The sequence below is a fragment of the Paenibacillus sp. FSL H7-0442 genome, from assembly GCF_038593105.1.
Taxonomy (GTDB): domain Bacteria; phylum Bacillota; class Bacilli; order Paenibacillales; family Paenibacillaceae; genus Paenibacillus; species Paenibacillus polymyxa_D.
Genome location: NZ_CP151963.1, coordinates 5,246,989 through 5,263,478, shown reverse-complemented (window position 1 = coordinate 5,263,478; position 16,490 = coordinate 5,246,989). Strand labels below are relative to the sequence as shown.

Here is a 16,490-nt window from a genome sequence, read left to right as displayed (position 1 = left end):
TTAACATATGTTATTAGGAATTGTATTGGCGGTTATCGCAGGTGCCTTGGTCAGTCTGCAAACGATATTCAATAATAAGGTGAATGAACGGACAGGATCGTGGGCCACAACAACATTGGTGCTGGGCACAGGGTTCTTGGCTTCCTTACTCGGGAGTCTTATTTTTGAAGGGAAAAATACATTTGCTTTACAGCATATGCAGCCGTGGTACTGGTTCAGTGGCATGATTGGTGTCGGTGTTGTGTTCTGTCTGGTACAAGGAATGAAGCGACTTGGCCCGACCTATGCGATCTCCATTGTATTGACAGCGCAATTAGGGACCGCCCTGTTGTGGGATTCATTAGGATGGCTAGGATTAGAGAAAATTCCGTTTACCATTAACAAGCTGATCGGTGTATTGGTCATTATCGGTGGTATTCTTGTGTTTAAATTTGGACATTTTGCAGAAAAGCGGCAGCTCAATTAGGGCGGCTTTTCTGTAAAGTTTCCGAAATAACTGGTTTATTGCGTATTTTGAACATGATCTATGGGGGAGAAAAAATGTTCACGATCGTGTATATATTTTCCCATCCATGATACAATGAGAGTATCTTAAAATAGCCATTTTAAGGGCATACGATATTTGTATAAGAGACGATAAATAGATCGGTTACCGTGTTCGGGAACGGTCTTATTTGTGCTTCTTGAACTTGATACAATAAACAGAGTGACTTTGGATGAGGTGGAACATAGATGAGTAGTACAGAGAATAAAAAAGGAGCACCTGACGGCTTTAACAGATCCGGCTCTTTGTTGCCTGCCGCGCGGACAGGCGAACGGAAGATTGAGCACGTCCGCCTTTGTTTGCAAGAAGATGTGGCCGGACAAGGTATCACCAGCGGGCTGGAGCGGTATGTCTTTAAGCACTGCGCTCTGCCGGAGTTGCATTTTGACGAGGTTCGCCTGGATACTACTTTTTTAGGACAGGCTGTACGAACACCGTTGCTTATTAGCTCCATGACAGGCGGCAGCGCCGAGACAGGAGCGATTAATGAGCGATTAGCAGAGACAGCGGAGAGACGCGGCTGGGCATTGGGCATCGGCTCGGTACGGGCTGCGGTGGAAAGGGAAGAATTGGCTCCAACCTTTGCAGTCCGCCGTCTGGCACCCAGTATCCCGATCCTTGCCAATCTGGGTGCGGTGCAGCTGAACTACGGATTTGGCGTGGACGATTGTCGCCGTGCAGTAGACATTGCTGGAGCAGATATGTTGGTGCTGCATTTGAACGGATTGCAGGAGATTTTCCAACCCGAAGGGAATTTGGATTTTAGCGGCCTGCTTAATCGTATCGAGGAGTTGTGTCGTCAGCTTTCAGTGCCTGTAGGAGTGAAGGAAGTAGGTTGGGGCATAGATGGCGAGACGGCATCAAGACTGTATGATGCGGGTGCAGCCTTTATTGATGTCGCTGGTGCAGGCGGGACAAGCTGGAGCCAAGTGGAGAAATTTCGTAACCCTGATCCTGTGCGTCGCGCGGCGGCGGAGGCGTTTGCGGACTGGGGCAATTCGACCGCTGATTGTATCGTGGAAGTCAGAGCCGCTCAGCCACATGGTGCTCTGATCGGCAGCGGTGGACTGAGAGACGGTGTCAATGCAGCGAAGGTGCTTGCTTTGGGAGCTGACATGGCAGGCTTCGGGCGTTCTTTGCTCGGTTCTGCGGTTGCCTCTAGTGAAGCGCTGGAGGCACGTTTGGAGCAGGTCGAACTGGAACTCCGCACGGTCATGTTTGGCATTGGGGTAGATGGAATAGAAGGGCTCAAAGATACGACTCGACTAAGAAAGAAGGTAAATGGATGAGCGGACTTATTACATTGGTTCCGATGAATGCGGAGCAATATGATCGATTTGAACAACGCTCGCTTGCCGACTATGCGGATGAGAAAATCCAAGCAGGTACATGGACGGTTGAAGAAGCACCAGAGCGAGCGGCAGAAAGTTTTGCTCAATACCTGCCACAGAGACTAGACACACCTCATGCTCACCTGTATATGTTGATGTTTTCCGATGACGGGGGGCAGAGTCAGGAGGAAGCTGGCTACATCTGGTTCAATATTACGGACGGCGTGCAAGGAGAAGAGGCTTTTCTATTGGATATCCTTGTATACGATTCATACCAGGGGAGGGGTCTAGGTACGATGGCGATGGAGGCTTTGGAACAGGAGGCTCGCAGGCTGGGAGCTGTCCGCATCGGGTTGCATGTATTTGGGCATAATGAGCGAGCTTTGCATGTATATCGCAAGTCGGGCTATCGGATTACAGATATCCAGATGAGCAAAGAAATCTAAATAGGGATATAGTAAAATCCTGAATTCCATAACCGTATGCTTGCCGCGTGTATAGGTTCTCATATATAATGTGGGTTGGTAAACTAACGGATGGCATAACGCATATTTTATATAAACGGGAGTTGTTCTGATTATGGCTTTAAAAGCGGGGATTGTGGGCTTGCCGAACGTGGGCAAATCAACACTTTTTAACGCAATAACGCAGGCGGGTGCGGAATCCGCAAACTATCCATTTTGTACGATTGACCCCAATGTAGGCGTCGTTGAAGTACCGGACGAGCGGCTGGATAAGTTGACCGAACTGGTTGTGCCGAATAAAACGGTGCCAACGGCTTTTGAATTTGTTGATATTGCAGGACTTGTGCGCGGTGCGAGCAAGGGCGAGGGTCTGGGTAACAAGTTTCTGGCTCATATTCGTGAAGTGGATGCGATTGTACATGTGGTACGTTGCTTTGAAGATGAGAACATTACCCATGTAGACGGCAAAATTGACCCGATCAGCGACATTCAGACCATTAATTTGGAACTGATTCTGGCGGATATCGAAAGCGTAGACAAGCGTATTGAACGTTCCCGCAAAAACATGAAGGGTGGCAACAAGCAGTACACCCAAGAAGTTGAAGTGCTGGAGCGGATCAAGGAAACGCTATATGCTGATAAACCTGCGCGTAGCTTAGAATTGTCGGATGAAGAACGGCTGATTGTACGCGATCTTCATTTGCTGACGATGAAGCCTGTACTCTACGCCGCTAATGTTAGCGAAGATGGTGTAACGGAAGCCGACAGCAATCCATATGTGCAAAAGGTACGCGATTTTGCTGTGGCTGAAAATGCAGAAGTGGTGCCGATTAGCGCCAAGGTAGAATCTGAAATTGCTGAGCTGGAAGGCGAAGACAAGGCGATGTTCCTCGAGGAGCTGGGATTGGCTGAATCCGGATTGAACCGTTTGATTAAAGCAGCATATCGCTTGTTGGGCCTGTATACGTATTTCACAGCAGGTGTGCAGGAAGTACGCGCTTGGACGATTCACAAAGGAACGAAGGCACCGGGTGCTGCGGGCGTAATTCATACGGATTTTGAACGCGGATTTATTCGTGCCGAGGTTGTATCCTACAACGATTTAGTCGCTGCTGGTTCGATGAACGGGGCCAAGGAACGGGGGCAGCTTCGTCTGGAAGGTAAGGAATATGTAGTGCAGGACGGAGACGTTATGCATTTCCGTTTTAATGTTTAATATAAAATTTCTAGAGTACAATACTCGATTCGGATATATAAAAGACGATGTCTCAAGTATGTGTGTTCTAAAATGTGCTAGATAATGCGGTCGCTGCCTATATTAGGCGGCGACTTTTTTTATTGAATTACATGTCGTGTGGATTTTTGCAAAATCCTAAATTAGTCAGTATTTCTTGTAGCTAATTCATGAATTAGTTGGTATAATAAAGAGCTGTAGCCAGTGAAATTGAAGCTGGCTTCATATTAATTTAACTGAAGAGGTGAATCGCTTGTTGGACCGATTGCAATCATTGGCGGACCGCTACGATAAACTGAGCGAACTGCTCTGCGATCCGGATGTAGCGAACGATAGCAAAAAACTTAGAGATTATTCCAAAGAACAGTCTGATTTACAGCCTGCTTATGAAGCATATACCGAATATAAAAATGTCGTTGAAGAGCTGGAAGCTGCAAAAACCATGCAGGGTGAAAAGCTGGACGACGAGATGCGTGAAATGGTCAAAATGGAGATTGAAGAACTGAGTGTTCGTAAGCGGGAGCTGGATGAAAAAATCCGTATTTTGCTGCTGCCGAAGGACCCGAATGATGATAAGAACGTTATTATTGAGATTCGTGGGGCAGCGGGTGGTGACGAAGCGGCACTATTCGCAGCTGATTTGTACCGGATGTATACCCGTTATGCCGATACCCAAGGCTGGCGTGTAGAGCTGATGGACGCGAACATGAATGATCTCGGGGGCTTTAAAGAGGTTATTTTCATGATTAACGGCCGCGGTGCATACAGCAAAATGAAATTCGAAAGCGGCGCACACCGCGTCCAGCGGATTCCGACGACGGAATCAGGTGGACGTATTCATACATCGACATCTACAGTATCCGTTATGCCTGAGGCAGAAGAAGTGGATATTGAAATTTCCGACAAGGATATTCGCGTGGATACGTTCTGTTCCAGCGGTGCGGGCGGACAATCCGTTAATACGACCAAGTCGGCGGTGCGTGTAACGCATATGCCAACAGGTATTATGGCAACCTGTCAGGACGGAAAATCCCAGAACTCCAATAAGGAGAAGGCGCTGCAAGTTTTGCGTGCCCGTATTTCGGATATGTTGCGTCAGGAAGAGGAAGCCAAATATGCAGGCGAGCGTAAGAGCAAAGTAGGTACCGGGGACCGCAGTGAGCGTATCCGTACCTACAACTTCCCGCAAAGCCGTGTAACGGATCATCGTATTGGACTAACTATGCATAAGCTGGACCAGGTGATGAACGGGGAGATCGAAGAAATCGTATCGGCGCTCACGATTGCAGAGCAGGCTGATTTGATGGAACAAGAGGTTTAAGTTTTGGGGAACGAGCGCGATTGTGTGTATCGGATGTCACCGGAACGAAACATGAGTGTCAGAGAAGCCTTGGTTGAGGCTTCTTCTTTTTTAGGAAGCTGTGGCGTTCTGGAGCCCCAGCATAATGCCCGTTTGTTGCTGGAGCATGTGCTCGGATTGGAAGGTACGGCGTTTTACGCCGCTCTGGGTGATCCGTTCCCTTCCACCGCCAAGGAGGCGTGGGAACGGATCATAGCCCGCAAAGCTGCGGGTGAACCGGCGCAGTATATTATCGGACGGCAGGAATTTTATGGCCGCCCGTTCGCGGTTTCGCCGTCGGTGCTGATTCCGCGCCCCGAGACAGAACTGCTCGTCGAGGCGATACTCCAGCACGGCGATCGGCTGTGGCCAAGCGGTGCTCCTCAGGCGCTCGACATCGGCGCGGGCAGCGGTGCGATTGCCGTGACGCTGGCGGCTGAGCGACCGAGCTGGCGCGTAGCGGCAGGGGATATTTCGGCTGCCGCGTTAAAAGTAGCGGCTTATAACGCTGCTGCGAACGGCGCAGCCGTAGAATTCCGCGAGGGCGATCTGCTGGCGCCATTTGCGGGAACGACGGTGGACATTCTCGTGTCCAACCCGCCGTACATCCCGGCTGCTGACATCGCTGGCCTACAGCCGGAGGTCCGCGACCACGAGCCACGGATGGCGTTAGATGGTGGTCCTGACGGGCTCGGCCCATATCGGGCAATGCTGGAGCAGCTCGGACTCCTTCAGGCTCCGCCTCGGCTAATCGGGTTTGAGCTGGGGATGGGACAGGCCAGAGACGTGGCTGGCCTGCTGGAACAGGCAGGTCATTGGAAGAACATTATAATCGTTCCTGACCTTGCAGGGATTGAACGACATGTCCTAGGCGTCTCGGAGTAGTGGTGCATTTTCTTTTTGCGAGTCTTTCCTTTAGAATAAGAGGAGTATGACCGAGAAACGGCTCAGGGGGAAATCATGCTTCAGAAATTGAAAAAAATTGACGGTCCGGTTATCTTTATTCTGGTTTTGCTCATGGCGATTAGTATCATAACGGTATACAGCGCAGGTAGGGGCCCTACGAACTTGGCAGAGCACGGCAACGACTACCAAAAGATGATCGGGTATTATATATTGGGTTTTGTGGCGATCTTGGGTTTAGCGATGGTCGATTTTCGGATATTCATTAAAAAAGCCCTGTACGTATATGGAGGCGGAATATTCCTGTTGGGTCTCGGATTTTTTGGTGGGACGGTTAACAACTCTCAGGGCTTTCTGAAAATTGGTGGCTTGAATCTTCAGCCTGCCGAGGTATTCAAGCTGGTTCTTATCATTTTTCTGACTTATATGCTGATCAAAAAGCGCAAGAGCAGGCTGTATTTCATTCAGGATGTTCTTCCAGTGGCTCTGGTGAGCTTTGTCCCGTTTGCCATGGTTATGGCACAAAATGACTTGGGTAATGCGCTCGGTTACATTGTCATCGTCATTGGTATGCTATGGATTGGTAATGTGAAGGCATCCCATGCGTTAATCGGATTCATCGTATTTGCAGTCGCCGTTGGCGGCGGGATCAAAGCTTATATTTCGTTTCACGATGAGATTGATTCCTTTATGAAGGGGATTGGCCGTAGTCACTGGGTTGAGCGGTTGGACCCTTGGTTGGTACCGGAAGAGGCAACCGCGAAGGCGTCTTATCATACCAAAAATGCCAAGTTGGCGATAGCCTCTGGCGGGATGATGGGCAAGGGCTTTTTGCAAGGAACCTCGGTACAGTCCGGGCGTGTTCCTTATACGTATGCGGATTCTATTTTTGTGGTCGTAGCGGAGGAATTTGGCTTTGTAGGCTCTTCAGTGCTACTATTGTTATATTTTATTTTGATTCACCGAATGATCCTGATTTCGCTGGAATGCCGGGATCGCGCCGGACCGTATATTATTGTCGGGATTGTGTCCATGTTACTGTACCAGATTTTTGAGAATATTGGTGCGTTTCTGGGCATTATGCCGCTTACAGGGATTACACTCCCGTTCATAAGTTATGGTGGTACCTCGTTGCTTATTAACATGGCTAGTATCGGCTTGGTTATGAGCATTAAGGTGCACGGTCAAGAGCTGGAGGATGATCTGCCACAGCCTTCCAGATTGAACTTGACGAAGGCGAAAAAAGCCTAGTACAGGTGGACTGTGGCTAGATACTGATTGGTATTTGTGTGTGAGTTGAAACGGTGCAACGCGAGAGTCCAGATTGTGAAATCTGGGCTTTTTTATATTCCTCGGCGAGGGTCTGAAGCTTGGTGTAGCATGATTCGAGGGTGTATTGAAGAAAATCTGTAAAGTGGTTATGAATATTTTACAAGACTTATAGGTTTAGACTCTCCCAAACCGGACAGACTGATAGACATGATAGAGTTTGGGTTTGGGGGGACGAAGATGAGAAGTTGGGTAAAGCAAGCTGCAATGATACTATTTTGTATTTCGATATTAATGATGTCTTGGGAAGGTCAAAAGACGGATGCTGCTATGACCATGGGAACAAGAGGAGCCTTAGCATCAGGAGTGACTACAACAGGGCTGGAGGTGATTCCACACGACTCCATTCGACTGCGTATTTTGGCCAACTCGGATCGCCCGGAGGATCAGCTAGTTAAACGCGAAATACGGGACGCTATTGTGCAGCAGATGAATGCTTGGGTGAGTGAGTTGGAAAACCCGCAAAGCTTAGACCAAGCCAGATCATTGATTGATGCTCATTTACCTGAAATTGACCGTTTGGTAGGTACGGAACTGGCTCGTCGCGGCATTGCGTATGATCATCAGGTGGAACTGGCGAGCGTACCTTTCCCGACGAAAATGTACGGTGGTCTTGTCTACCCGGCAGGGAATTATGAAGCGCTACGGGTTACGCTGGGGCAAGGAAAAGGTCAAAATTGGTGGTGCGTGCTGTTTCCTCCGCTGTGCTTTATTGATGCAGGCAGTGGGGAAGCAGCGGCACAAACGGTATCAGCAAAAACGGATCATGGAGATAGTCGGACGAATACCACTGACAAGGAGCCGGAAGTGCGTTTTTTTCTGTGGGATGCACTTGCGGGACTGTGCAGCTGGGTGAGTGGCTTGTTTGCCTAAACGTTGAGGAGTGTAAGTTTCCCCATATGCTATAATGGAGCTTACGATAGATATACACATGGCAGAGCCAAATAAACTGATCTTTCAAAGTAGCCTTATAGGATCAAGCGAAATCACTGGCCTGTATACGACAATAAGATATGGGATGATCTGATATGAGTGATAAATTGAATCAAATGCAAGACTTGCGCGGAGATTTTGTGCAAAAGGAAAAATCGGAGCAAAAGCTGGACGAACAGGGGAATTGCGAGCTGAAGCAGGCATTGAAGTCTTCCCATACCCAATGGTGGGATGTCAGATGTTTGGTTCCTGTGAACAACACTGACGGGGGTGTTTCTGACGAAACTTCGGCTGAACAGACTCGGATCGCGGCGGAAAAAGGCATACGCGAGGCTGCTGTACTCCTCCAAGCTGGAGAGACGGTAGCCTTTCCTACGGAGACCGTGTACGGACTGGGAGCCGATGCTCGTAGTACAAAAGCGGTGGAGGCGGTATTCGCTGCCAAAGGACGCCCTTCCGATAACCCGCTCATTGTACATGTTTCTGATGCTGATCAATTAGAGGGTATGGTAGCAGAAATAAACGATACAGCCCGGGCGCTGATGAATATGTTCTGGCCGGGACCGCTAACTCTCGTATTGCCAGTGGTGCCGCAGGCACTGTCATCACGTGTGACAGCCGGTCTGGACACGGTTGGTGTGCGCATGCCAGATCATCCGATAGCGCTGCGCTTGATCGCTGAAGCGGGTTGTCCGTTGGCTGCGCCAAGCGCCAATCGTTCGGGAAGACCCAGTCCGACCCTAGCACAGCATGTGCGGGAGGATCTGGAGGGCCGCATCGGCGGCATTTTAGACGGAGGTCCCACAGGGGTGGGACTGGAGTCCACGGTGGTGCAGGCGGGTGACGACGGAATCGTCACCATCCTGCGCCCCGGCGGCGTGACGGCTGAGCAGCTCGCTGCGGTTGCTCGCGCCGTCGTGCTGGACCCGGCGTTGGCTGCTACGTCCGGGGAAGACGCGGACAGCCCGGCGCCGCGCTCGCCGGGCATGAAGTACACGCACTACGCGCCGCGAGGCCGCTTGAGCGTGGTACAAGGCCCGTCGTCCGTTGAGGTGACGGGCTGGATTCGCGCCGCGCTGGCGGAGGCTTCCGCCAGCGGGGAGCGCACGGCAGTGCTCGCGTTCGACGAGCACGCCGCCGGCTACGCCGGAGAACGCGTCTACACGCTAGGCAAGCTAGACGCGCTCCATGAGGCAGCGCAACGCCTGTACGGCGTGCTGCGTCGCTGCGACGAGGACGGCGTCACCTACATTTTGGCGGAATCCTGTCCGCTGAAAGGATTGGGCGACGCCGTTATGAACCGCCTGCTTAAAGCGGCAGGTCACCGAATCGTCCGCCTGTAGCTTCTGTCGAATCAGAGCCTCTTATATTAAATTTTTTTCCTCCCTCCTCGTCTCGGTATTGGGTACTTTCAGTGCATGCTTGTACTGATTTGCCCCTTGTCCGCATAACGTGTACAAGAACAGACGGATAATGGAGGGATGGAGTATGCTGGCAGCCTCTGCCCATGCCGGGCAGGTTGTAACGATTCTGATCATGGCGGTAGCGCTAGGAATGGATGCGTTATCGCTGGGCGTAGGGATCGGCATGAAGGGGATACGCCTGCGAGACGTGCTGCGCATCAGCACTGTTATTGGCTTTTTTCACATTCTGATGCCATTGCTGGGAATTTTCACGGGCCATTATATGAGTTCTTTATTAGGTCATGTGACGACCTACTTCGCAGGGGGGCTACTCATCCTTTTAGGCGGGCATATGGTGTATAATTCCTTCAAAGGGGACGGCGTACAGGTATTGGATCATCGTTCGCCTTTAGGTCTTTTGCTGTTTGCACTTGGGGTGAGCGTGGATTCATTTTCTGTAGGAGTGTCACTGGGGATGTTCCAGAGTGATCTGGTGCTGTCTGTTCTGGCATTTGGTTTTTGCGGGGGAGCAATGGCGATGTTGGGCCTGCTGCTGGGTCGCAAGGTCAGCCGCAATCTAGGAGATTACGGGGAAGCAGTGGGCGGTGCCATTTTGCTGGCATTCGGCTTTATGTTTATGTTTTGATTTTAGCGCAGACAGTGTAAAATAAGTGCAGGGTTAAAGTAAGGGATTAGGATTATAGTAATCCTCTGTTTATATATTTTTTAACATACGGGGGGTGAAAACGTTGAAGAATATCTTATTTGTATGCACAGGGAATACCTGTCGCAGTCCAATGGCTGAAGGGATGCTGCGTAAGTTGGCTGCTGAGCATGGACTAGAACTGGAAGTGCGTTCTGCGGGAGTGGCAGCGATGGAAGGCACGCCGATATCCCGACATGCAGAGGCGGTTCTACGTGATCACGATATATCCGATCAGATCACCTCAACCCCTTTGAGCGACGGGCTTGCCGGGTGGGCACATCTGATCTTAACCTTGACGCAAGGACATAAACAGCACGTAATTCAGCGCTTTCCCCAAACGGCGGGCAAAGTATTTACGCTTAAGGAATATGTGGAGAACCGGGATGCGGTGTTGAATGATGTACAGGAGTTGGACGGTTTATATGCTTCACAGCAGTTGATGGCTTCACTCGGACAAGAGCTATCGGCGCAGGAGCGTGAACGAATGATTGAATTACACCAACGGATTCCGGGCTTTGATATTTCAGATCCGTTTGGCGGTTCGCGAGAAGACTACGATGTCACAGCTGCGGAAATCCGCACGGCGCTGCATAAGCTGCTGGACAAGCTAAAGGCCTCTTCCGAATAAAATCGCTCTTACTCATCTATTTTGTACGGAATCTGTTGATTTTCGATGGTTAATCCGTTAAGATAAGGTGGAAAAATGAGAATCCGATGTAACTGGCGACAAAAGTGGGATTAACCACGATGGAGCATCGGATATACGGCCGGTCGCCTGGGCAAAAGAGCAATTCCACATAGGTGTGGACTGCTCTTTTTTCATATACAAGTTATGCCAGATGTTTAGCTGAGGGTTGATTCCTTCAAAGGTTCTTCCATTTTTTCTGCTCGAAATCTGAAACATCGGCTATAATATAGTGAGATTGTGATCAGGAGAGAGTGTGTTGAACTTGGGGCATGAGACCGTGCCTAGTCTCTGAGAGGCTGTTCAACCAAAGGAGGTTCCAATGGTGGGACAATTGGATCATGAGATTTCGCTAGAAGCACAGACCACTTCTGTTGTGCGGGAAATCGCAGAAGCAGCCAGTCTCAGGGCTGGTCGCCTGCTGGTTATCGGCGTTAGCACAAGTGAAGTGGCTGGAAGTCGAATTGGCACGGCGGGAGCGCTCGATGTGGCTCAACAACTGTTATCTGGAGTAGAGTCCGTTCGCAGGCAGTATGGCTTTGATGTAGCGTTTCAATGCTGTGAGCATTTGAACCGAGCGTTGGTCGTTGAACGGGCTGTACTGGAGCGACTGGGACTGATGGAGGTTGCGGCTGTTCCTGTTCGTACAGCAGGAGGCTCTATGGCTACCGTCGCCTATCGTTCTATGAGCGACGCGTGTTTGGCGGCGAACGTGCAGGCTCATGCCGGGATAGACATCGGCGAAACGCTGATTGGCATGCATCTGCGACCGATTGCTGTTCCGTTTCGCCCAAGCCTTCGTTGGATTGGCGAAGCACGTGTGACAGCGGCGTTCACCCGTCCTCCACTTATTGGCGGACAACGGGCGGTGTACAGTCTGGAGCAAGAAGTCGGCGGAAACTGCGATTAGCATTTGGCATGGCGGCATGTTTGTACTAATCGTTTTTGCAATGATGATGAGGTACCCAACAGAGGAGCAGGCGTTAGCTTGTATACCCAACAATTGACTATGGAGAGGGAGTAATCAATCATGATGGAACACCTGCGTAAAAGTGACCCAGCAGTGATGGAAGCAATGGGACTTGAACTGAAACGACAACGCCACAATATCGAGCTAATCGCATCCGAGAACATTGTCAGTGAAGCAGTAATGGAAGCCATGGGCTCCGTGCTGACGAATAAATATGCTGAAGGTTACCCAAACAAACGCTACTATGGTGGCTGTGAGCATGTAGATATCGTTGAAGACATCGCACGTGACCGAGCAAAAGAACTGTTCGGCGCTGAGCATGCTAACGTGCAGCCTCACTCTGGAGCACAAGCCAACATGGCAGTGTATCTGGCAGCTCTCAAACCTGGAGATACTGTACTGGGTATGAATCTGGCGCATGGTGGCCATTTAACACACGGAAGTCCGGTTAACGCTTCCGGCTTGTTGTATAACTTTGCTGCCTATGGTGTCCGCGAAGACAACTTCCGCATCGACTACGATGAAGTGCGCAAGGCAGCCTTTAAGCACCGCCCTCGTCTGATTGTAGCTGGCGCGAGTGCATATCCGCGTACTATTGACTTTGAAGCTTTTGCTTCCATTGCCAATGATGTAGGTGCTTTGTTCATGGTGGATATGGCACATATCGCAGGTCTCGTGGCAGCGGGAATTCACCCAAGTCCAGTTCCGCATGCCCAATTTGTAACAACAACGACACACAAAACGCTGCGTGGTCCGCGTGGGGGTCTGATTCTGACTCGCAAAGCATGGGCGCAAGCGATTGATAAAGCTATTTTCCCTGGTACTCAAGGGGGGCCACTGATGCATGTGATCGCGTCCAAAGCGGTTGCTTTGGGTGAAGCGCTCCAGCCATCGTTCAAAACCTATGCGCAAAATGTAGTCCGCAACGCACAGGTGCTGGCTGAAACACTGTTGGCTGAGGGGATTAACATTGTATCCGGTGGTACGGATAACCATCTGATGCTGTTGGATACGCGCAATTTGAATATCACAGGTAAAGAAGCGGAGCATGTATTGGATTCCGTGGGCATCACGGTCAATAAAAATGCGATTCCTTTTGATCCGACCAGTCCATTCGTAACAAGCGGGATTCGTATTGGTACACCTGCTGCAACATCTCGTGGGATGGATGAAGAGGCTATGGTCAAAATCGGTAAAATCATTGCTGAAACCCTTAAAAACCCGAAAGATGATACTGTATTGTCCAAAGCAAGCCAAGCGGTTGGCGAGTTAACAGATAAGTTCCCGATTTATCCAGGAACTCAATACTAATTCATCGACAATCATAATCTTTATATTATAGGCTGTTTTCCTTCCGTAAGCCGGAGGAGAACAGCCTTTTTTTGCTTCCAAACGACTCGAAACTTACATTTTTGGGTAATAAGCGATTACAGTAAAGGTTTATGCGCGCTTTCCTTTATATCTACGACAAAGGAGTGATTACATTGAGTCAAAGAAAATCCGCGCAATTATTGCAGCAGCTCGTATTTGTGGGACCGATGGCGTTGTTTTTCGTCTTGATTATGGTCATTCCGTTCCTGCTGGGGCTGTATTATTCCATGACGAACTGGGATGGAGTATCTGAAAATATCCGATGGCTCGGGCTAGGGAATTACGTTCATATTTTTAGGGACGATCCAGATTTCCGTAATGCGTTCTGGTTTACGGTTCGGTTTACCGTATGTGGTGTCATTCTGACGAACCTGATTGGCTTTTTCCTAGCCTATGCACTTACCAAACCGTTGCGTACCCGTAATGCACTGCGAACTGTATTTTTTATGCCCAATATGATTGGCGGCTTGCTGCTCGGCTTCATCTGGCAATTTATATTTGTACGCGGCTTTTCTGCGGTAGGGGAGGCAACAGGGCTTTCCTTTTTTAAACTGCCGTGGCTGGGTGATGGGCCAACTGCTTTTTGGGGAACTGTCATTGTGTTTGTATGGCAATATGCAGGTTATCTCATGGTTATTTACATATCTTCGTTAAATAATGTCCCGTCTGCCCTGATTGAATCGGCTCAAATTGACGGCGCGGGCCGAAGACAGATTTTGCGTCATATTGTAGTGCCACTTATTATGCCAGCGGTGACCGTCTGCTTGTTCCTGGCGATATCCTGGTCCTTTAAAGTATTTGAATTGAATTTGGCTCTCACAAAGGGGGGACCTTTCAAGTCGACAGAGTCTGTAGCGTTGGACATATATAATGAAGCGTTTACAAATAATCGACTTGGATTGGGAACTGCCAAGGCTATGATTTTCTTCGTGGTCGTTGCGATCATTACCAGCATTCAGGTACGTCTCACGAAGAAAAAGGAGGTCGAAATGTAATGGAAAAAACGTCAAACTACCGTTTGGGCACATGGGTTGCTGAAATATTGCTTATTGTGATCGGGTTAATTTTTCTGGTTCCATTCTATTTTTTGCTCGTAAACTCCGTTAAATCCTTTGGTGACATTTTGGCCCATTCCGCTTCGTGGCCGACAACCTTCCGTTTTGAAAACTATGCTAACGCCTGGAATAAAATAAACTTTCCCACAGCACTGGGGAATTCACTGATTGTCACGATCGTCAGTAATGCGCTTTTGCTGCTCATCAGCTCGATGGCCGCTTACCAGATGGTTCGGCATGACACTCGTTTTAACCGGTTCCTGTTCGGTTTGCTTGTGGCTGCGATGGTAGTTCCCTTTCAATCGATTATGTTGCCGCTTATGGAAGTGTCCAACGTATTGAGCTTGAACAACAGTATACCGGGACTGATCTTATGTTATCTGGGTTTTGGAGCGCCTTTATCCGTTTTTCTTTTTCATGGCTTTATTAAAACGGTACCTATTGAGATCGAGCAGGCGGCAAGGGTGGACGGTTCATCCCGGTACGGGGTGTTCTTTCGCATCGTTTGTCCACTGCTGCTGCCTATGTTCGTAACCGTGCTTATCTTGAATACCTTATGGATCTGGAATGACTATCTGTTGCCTTCGCTCATTTTGAATGATCCTGAGCTGCGTACCATTCCGATTGCAACCTATATGTTGTTTGGTCAGTACACCAAGCAATGGGACTTGGCGCTGCCAGCACTGGTGTTGGGAATCACGCCAATTGTTGTGTTTTTTCTGGTGATGCAAAAATACATCGTTTCTGGCATTGCAGCCGGCGCGGTCAAAGGCTGATGGGAGGGATAATCGATGAAAAAAACAGCGTTACTTGTCATCTCCTTGATGGTGCTGCTCGCATGTACACTTGCAGGTTGTGGAAATACGAAGGCTCAACAGAGTGAGACGAAAACGATACACATTTATCAATTCAAAGTAGAGATTTCGGAACCACTAAATAAGCTGAAGGCAGAATATGAAAAAACGCACCCTGGCATCAAGCTGGATATCCAATCTGTCGGTGGTGGTACGGACTACGGTGCTTCGTTGAAGGCTAAATTCGCATCAGGCGATCAGCCGGACATTTTTACAAATGAGGGCTACCAGGACCGCGATACGTGGTTGGAGTACTTGGAGGATTTGTCGGATCAGCCATGGGTGAAGGATCTGGACGATTTCGCTCGTAAGCCGATGACGGTTAACGGTAAGATTTATGGACAGCCTATGAACCTAGAAGGATTTGGTTTTGTTTATAACAAGGATTTGTTCAAAAAAGCGGGCATAACCAAACTACCTCAGACGATAGATGAACTGGAGGAAGCAGCCAAGCGACTGAAAGCGGCAGGGATTATACCTTTTGCTAACGGGTATGCGGAATGGTGGGTTCTGGGGAACCATTTTATCAATATCCCGTTTGCCAGACAGCCGAACCCGGAAAGTTATGTTGAGGACTTAAACAAAGGAGCGGCTCGCATCCCTGGTAACCCCGTGTTCGATCAGTGGGTGAAGTTGCTTGACCTGACTATAAAATATGGGAACCGCAATCCGCTCACGACGGATTACAATACACAAGTGACACTGTTTTCCACAGGTAAGGCTGCTATGATGCACCAGGGGAACTGGACGCAGCCACAAATGGATGGAATTAATCCTAACTTGAATTTGGGTATTCTGCCTGCGCCTATAGACAATGATCCCTCCACAGGAGGTAGACTCGCGGTGGGAGTAGCCTCGAACTGGGTGGTCAACAAAAATTCGCCTGTGAAGCAGGAGGCAAAAGAATTTCTCAATTGGTTGGTCACATCAGAAACAGGCAAGCATTATATCACCAAGGAATTTAAGTTTGTTCCCGCCTTCAAAAGTATTACGTCCAGCGACGAGACGACAGGCGATCTAGGTGCAGAAATATCTCGGCATGTGAGGGAAGGCAAGATATGGAGTTGGAACTTCCAACGCTTTCCGAAGGGGCTGAATCAGGATTTAAGCAGCAGTATGCAAGCCTATATTGCAGGGGTTATCACAAAGGATGAAATGCTTCAACAATTTCAGGGGGCATGGGACAATTTGAAGTATAGATAAAAGAATACCTCTGCATGAGGATGCAAAGGCTATAGCTCGGGCAGGAAGTATAAAGCCTTAAGGCTTTGGCGGTCAAGGGCCGCCAGAGCCTTTTTGTTGTGTTTTTATGTGATGAAAGTCACACGTAAAGCGGTCCTATTCATTATTTTACATGTCATATCTTTCC

Annotated in this window: 16 protein-coding genes and 1 riboswitch; all 16 genes read left to right on the top strand. The window is 49.2% G+C overall.

What is annotated here, in order from left to right; all coding sequences use genetic code 11:
• Window positions 1-7: 7 nt before the first annotated feature.
• The 16 genes from MHH57_RS23215 (at window position 8) to MHH57_RS23140 (ending at window position 16,324) form a co-directional block, all read left to right on the top strand.
• Window positions 8-466 (top strand): DMT family transporter, encoded by a 459-nt coding sequence (locus tag MHH57_RS23215; protein ID WP_029518524.1) that lies wholly within the window; start codon window positions 8-10, stop codon window positions 464-466.
• 266 nt (window positions 467-732) lie between these two features.
• On the top strand, window positions 733-1,833 hold the full coding sequence (gene fni, locus MHH57_RS23210; protein WP_029518523.1) for a type 2 isopentenyl-diphosphate Delta-isomerase: 1,101 nt from the start codon (window positions 733-735) through the stop codon (window positions 1,831-1,833).
• Window positions 1,830-2,321, top strand: a complete 492-nt coding sequence (locus MHH57_RS23205) for a GNAT family N-acetyltransferase (protein ID WP_029518522.1) — start codon at window positions 1,830-1,832, stop codon at window positions 2,319-2,321. The genes fni and MHH57_RS23205 overlap by 4 nt, the downstream gene beginning before the upstream one ends.
• 133 nt (window positions 2,322-2,454) lie before the next feature.
• A complete protein-coding gene (gene ychF, locus MHH57_RS23200) occupies window positions 2,455-3,555 on the top strand; it encodes a redox-regulated ATPase YchF (RefSeq protein WP_013312345.1) in 1,101 nt (366 codons plus the stop codon).
• A 271-nt stretch (window positions 3,556-3,826) separates the two neighbouring features.
• Window positions 3,827-4,894 (top strand): peptide chain release factor 1, encoded by a 1,068-nt coding sequence (gene prfA, locus MHH57_RS23195; RefSeq protein ID WP_013312344.1) that lies wholly within the window; start codon window positions 3,827-3,829, stop codon window positions 4,892-4,894.
• A gap of 3 nt (window positions 4,895-4,897) precedes the next feature.
• Window positions 4,898-5,797: a peptide chain release factor N(5)-glutamine methyltransferase gene (prmC, locus tag MHH57_RS23190; protein WP_029518521.1), complete on the top strand. Its 900-nt coding sequence runs from the start codon at window positions 4,898-4,900 to the stop codon at window positions 5,795-5,797.
• Window positions 5,798-5,872: 75 nt separating this feature from the next.
• Window positions 5,873-7,066, top strand: a complete 1,194-nt coding sequence (locus MHH57_RS23185) for an FtsW/RodA/SpoVE family cell cycle protein (RefSeq protein WP_029518520.1) — start codon at window positions 5,873-5,875, stop codon at window positions 7,064-7,066.
• Between the two features lie 258 nt (window positions 7,067-7,324).
• Window positions 7,325-8,017 (top strand): stage II sporulation protein R, encoded by a 693-nt coding sequence (gene spoIIR, locus MHH57_RS23180; protein WP_069010019.1) that lies wholly within the window; start codon window positions 7,325-7,327, stop codon window positions 8,015-8,017.
• Between the two features lie 155 nt (window positions 8,018-8,172).
• Window positions 8,173-9,420, top strand: coding sequence for an L-threonylcarbamoyladenylate synthase (locus tag MHH57_RS23175; RefSeq protein ID WP_342434581.1), 1,248 nt, complete (start codon window positions 8,173-8,175; stop codon window positions 9,418-9,420).
• 145 nt (window positions 9,421-9,565) lie between these two features.
• A complete protein-coding gene (locus MHH57_RS23170; RefSeq protein WP_029518517.1) occupies window positions 9,566-10,126 on the top strand; it encodes a manganese efflux pump in 561 nt (186 codons plus the stop codon).
• A gap of 103 nt (window positions 10,127-10,229) precedes the next feature.
• A complete protein-coding gene (locus tag MHH57_RS23165) occupies window positions 10,230-10,814 on the top strand; it encodes a low molecular weight protein arginine phosphatase (RefSeq protein ID WP_029518516.1) in 585 nt (194 codons plus the stop codon).
• 78 nt (window positions 10,815-10,892) lie between these two features.
• A riboswitch (ZMP/ZTP riboswitch) is annotated at window positions 10,893-10,974 on the top strand.
• Window positions 10,975-11,193: 219 nt separating this feature from the next.
• Window positions 11,194-11,781, top strand: coding sequence for a TIGR01440 family protein (locus tag MHH57_RS23160; protein WP_029518515.1), 588 nt, complete (start codon window positions 11,194-11,196; stop codon window positions 11,779-11,781).
• 120 nt (window positions 11,782-11,901) lie between these two features.
• Window positions 11,902-13,152: a serine hydroxymethyltransferase gene (gene glyA, locus MHH57_RS23155; protein WP_013312336.1), complete on the top strand. Its 1,251-nt coding sequence runs from the start codon at window positions 11,902-11,904 to the stop codon at window positions 13,150-13,152.
• A gap of 173 nt (window positions 13,153-13,325) precedes the next feature.
• The gene (locus tag MHH57_RS23150; protein WP_029518514.1) at window positions 13,326-14,207 is read left to right on the top strand and encodes a sugar ABC transporter permease; all 882 of its coding nucleotides are present in this window, start codon (window positions 13,326-13,328) and stop codon (window positions 14,205-14,207) included.
• Window positions 14,207-15,043, top strand: a complete 837-nt coding sequence (locus MHH57_RS23145) for a carbohydrate ABC transporter permease (protein ID WP_069010016.1) — start codon at window positions 14,207-14,209, stop codon at window positions 15,041-15,043. The genes MHH57_RS23150 and MHH57_RS23145 overlap by 1 nt, the downstream gene beginning before the upstream one ends.
• A 15-nt stretch (window positions 15,044-15,058) precedes the next feature.
• Complete coding sequence (locus MHH57_RS23140; RefSeq protein ID WP_069010015.1) at window positions 15,059-16,324, top strand: ABC transporter substrate-binding protein; 1,266 nt, start codon at window positions 15,059-15,061, stop codon at window positions 16,322-16,324.
• The last annotated feature ends 166 nt before the right edge of the window (window positions 16,325-16,490 follow it).

Coding starts and splice junctions, on each gene's coding strand:
- MHH57_RS23145 (WP_069010016.1), top strand. CDS start 14,207: ATGGAAAAAACGTCAAACTACCGTTTGGGCACATGGGTTGCTGAAATA.
- MHH57_RS23160 (WP_029518515.1), top strand. CDS start 11,194: ATGGTGGGACAATTGGATCATGAGATTTCGCTAGAAGCACAGACCACT.
- MHH57_RS23175 (WP_342434581.1), top strand. CDS start 8,173: ATGAGTGATAAATTGAATCAAATGCAAGACTTGCGCGGAGATTTTGTG.
- ychF (WP_013312345.1), top strand. CDS start 2,455: ATGGCTTTAAAAGCGGGGATTGTGGGCTTGCCGAACGTGGGCAAATCA.
- fni (WP_029518523.1), top strand. CDS start 733: ATGAGTAGTACAGAGAATAAAAAAGGAGCACCTGACGGCTTTAACAGA.
- spoIIR (WP_069010019.1), top strand. CDS start 7,325: ATGAGAAGTTGGGTAAAGCAAGCTGCAATGATACTATTTTGTATTTCG.
- MHH57_RS23205 (WP_029518522.1), top strand. CDS start 1,830: ATGAGCGGACTTATTACATTGGTTCCGATGAATGCGGAGCAATATGAT.
- glyA (WP_013312336.1), top strand. CDS start 11,902: ATGATGGAACACCTGCGTAAAAGTGACCCAGCAGTGATGGAAGCAATG.
- MHH57_RS23170 (WP_029518517.1), top strand. CDS start 9,566: ATGCTGGCAGCCTCTGCCCATGCCGGGCAGGTTGTAACGATTCTGATC.
- MHH57_RS23215 (WP_029518524.1), top strand. CDS start 8: ATGTTATTAGGAATTGTATTGGCGGTTATCGCAGGTGCCTTGGTCAGT.
- MHH57_RS23185 (WP_029518520.1), top strand. CDS start 5,873: ATGCTTCAGAAATTGAAAAAAATTGACGGTCCGGTTATCTTTATTCTG.
- MHH57_RS23140 (WP_069010015.1), top strand. CDS start 15,059: ATGAAAAAAACAGCGTTACTTGTCATCTCCTTGATGGTGCTGCTCGCA.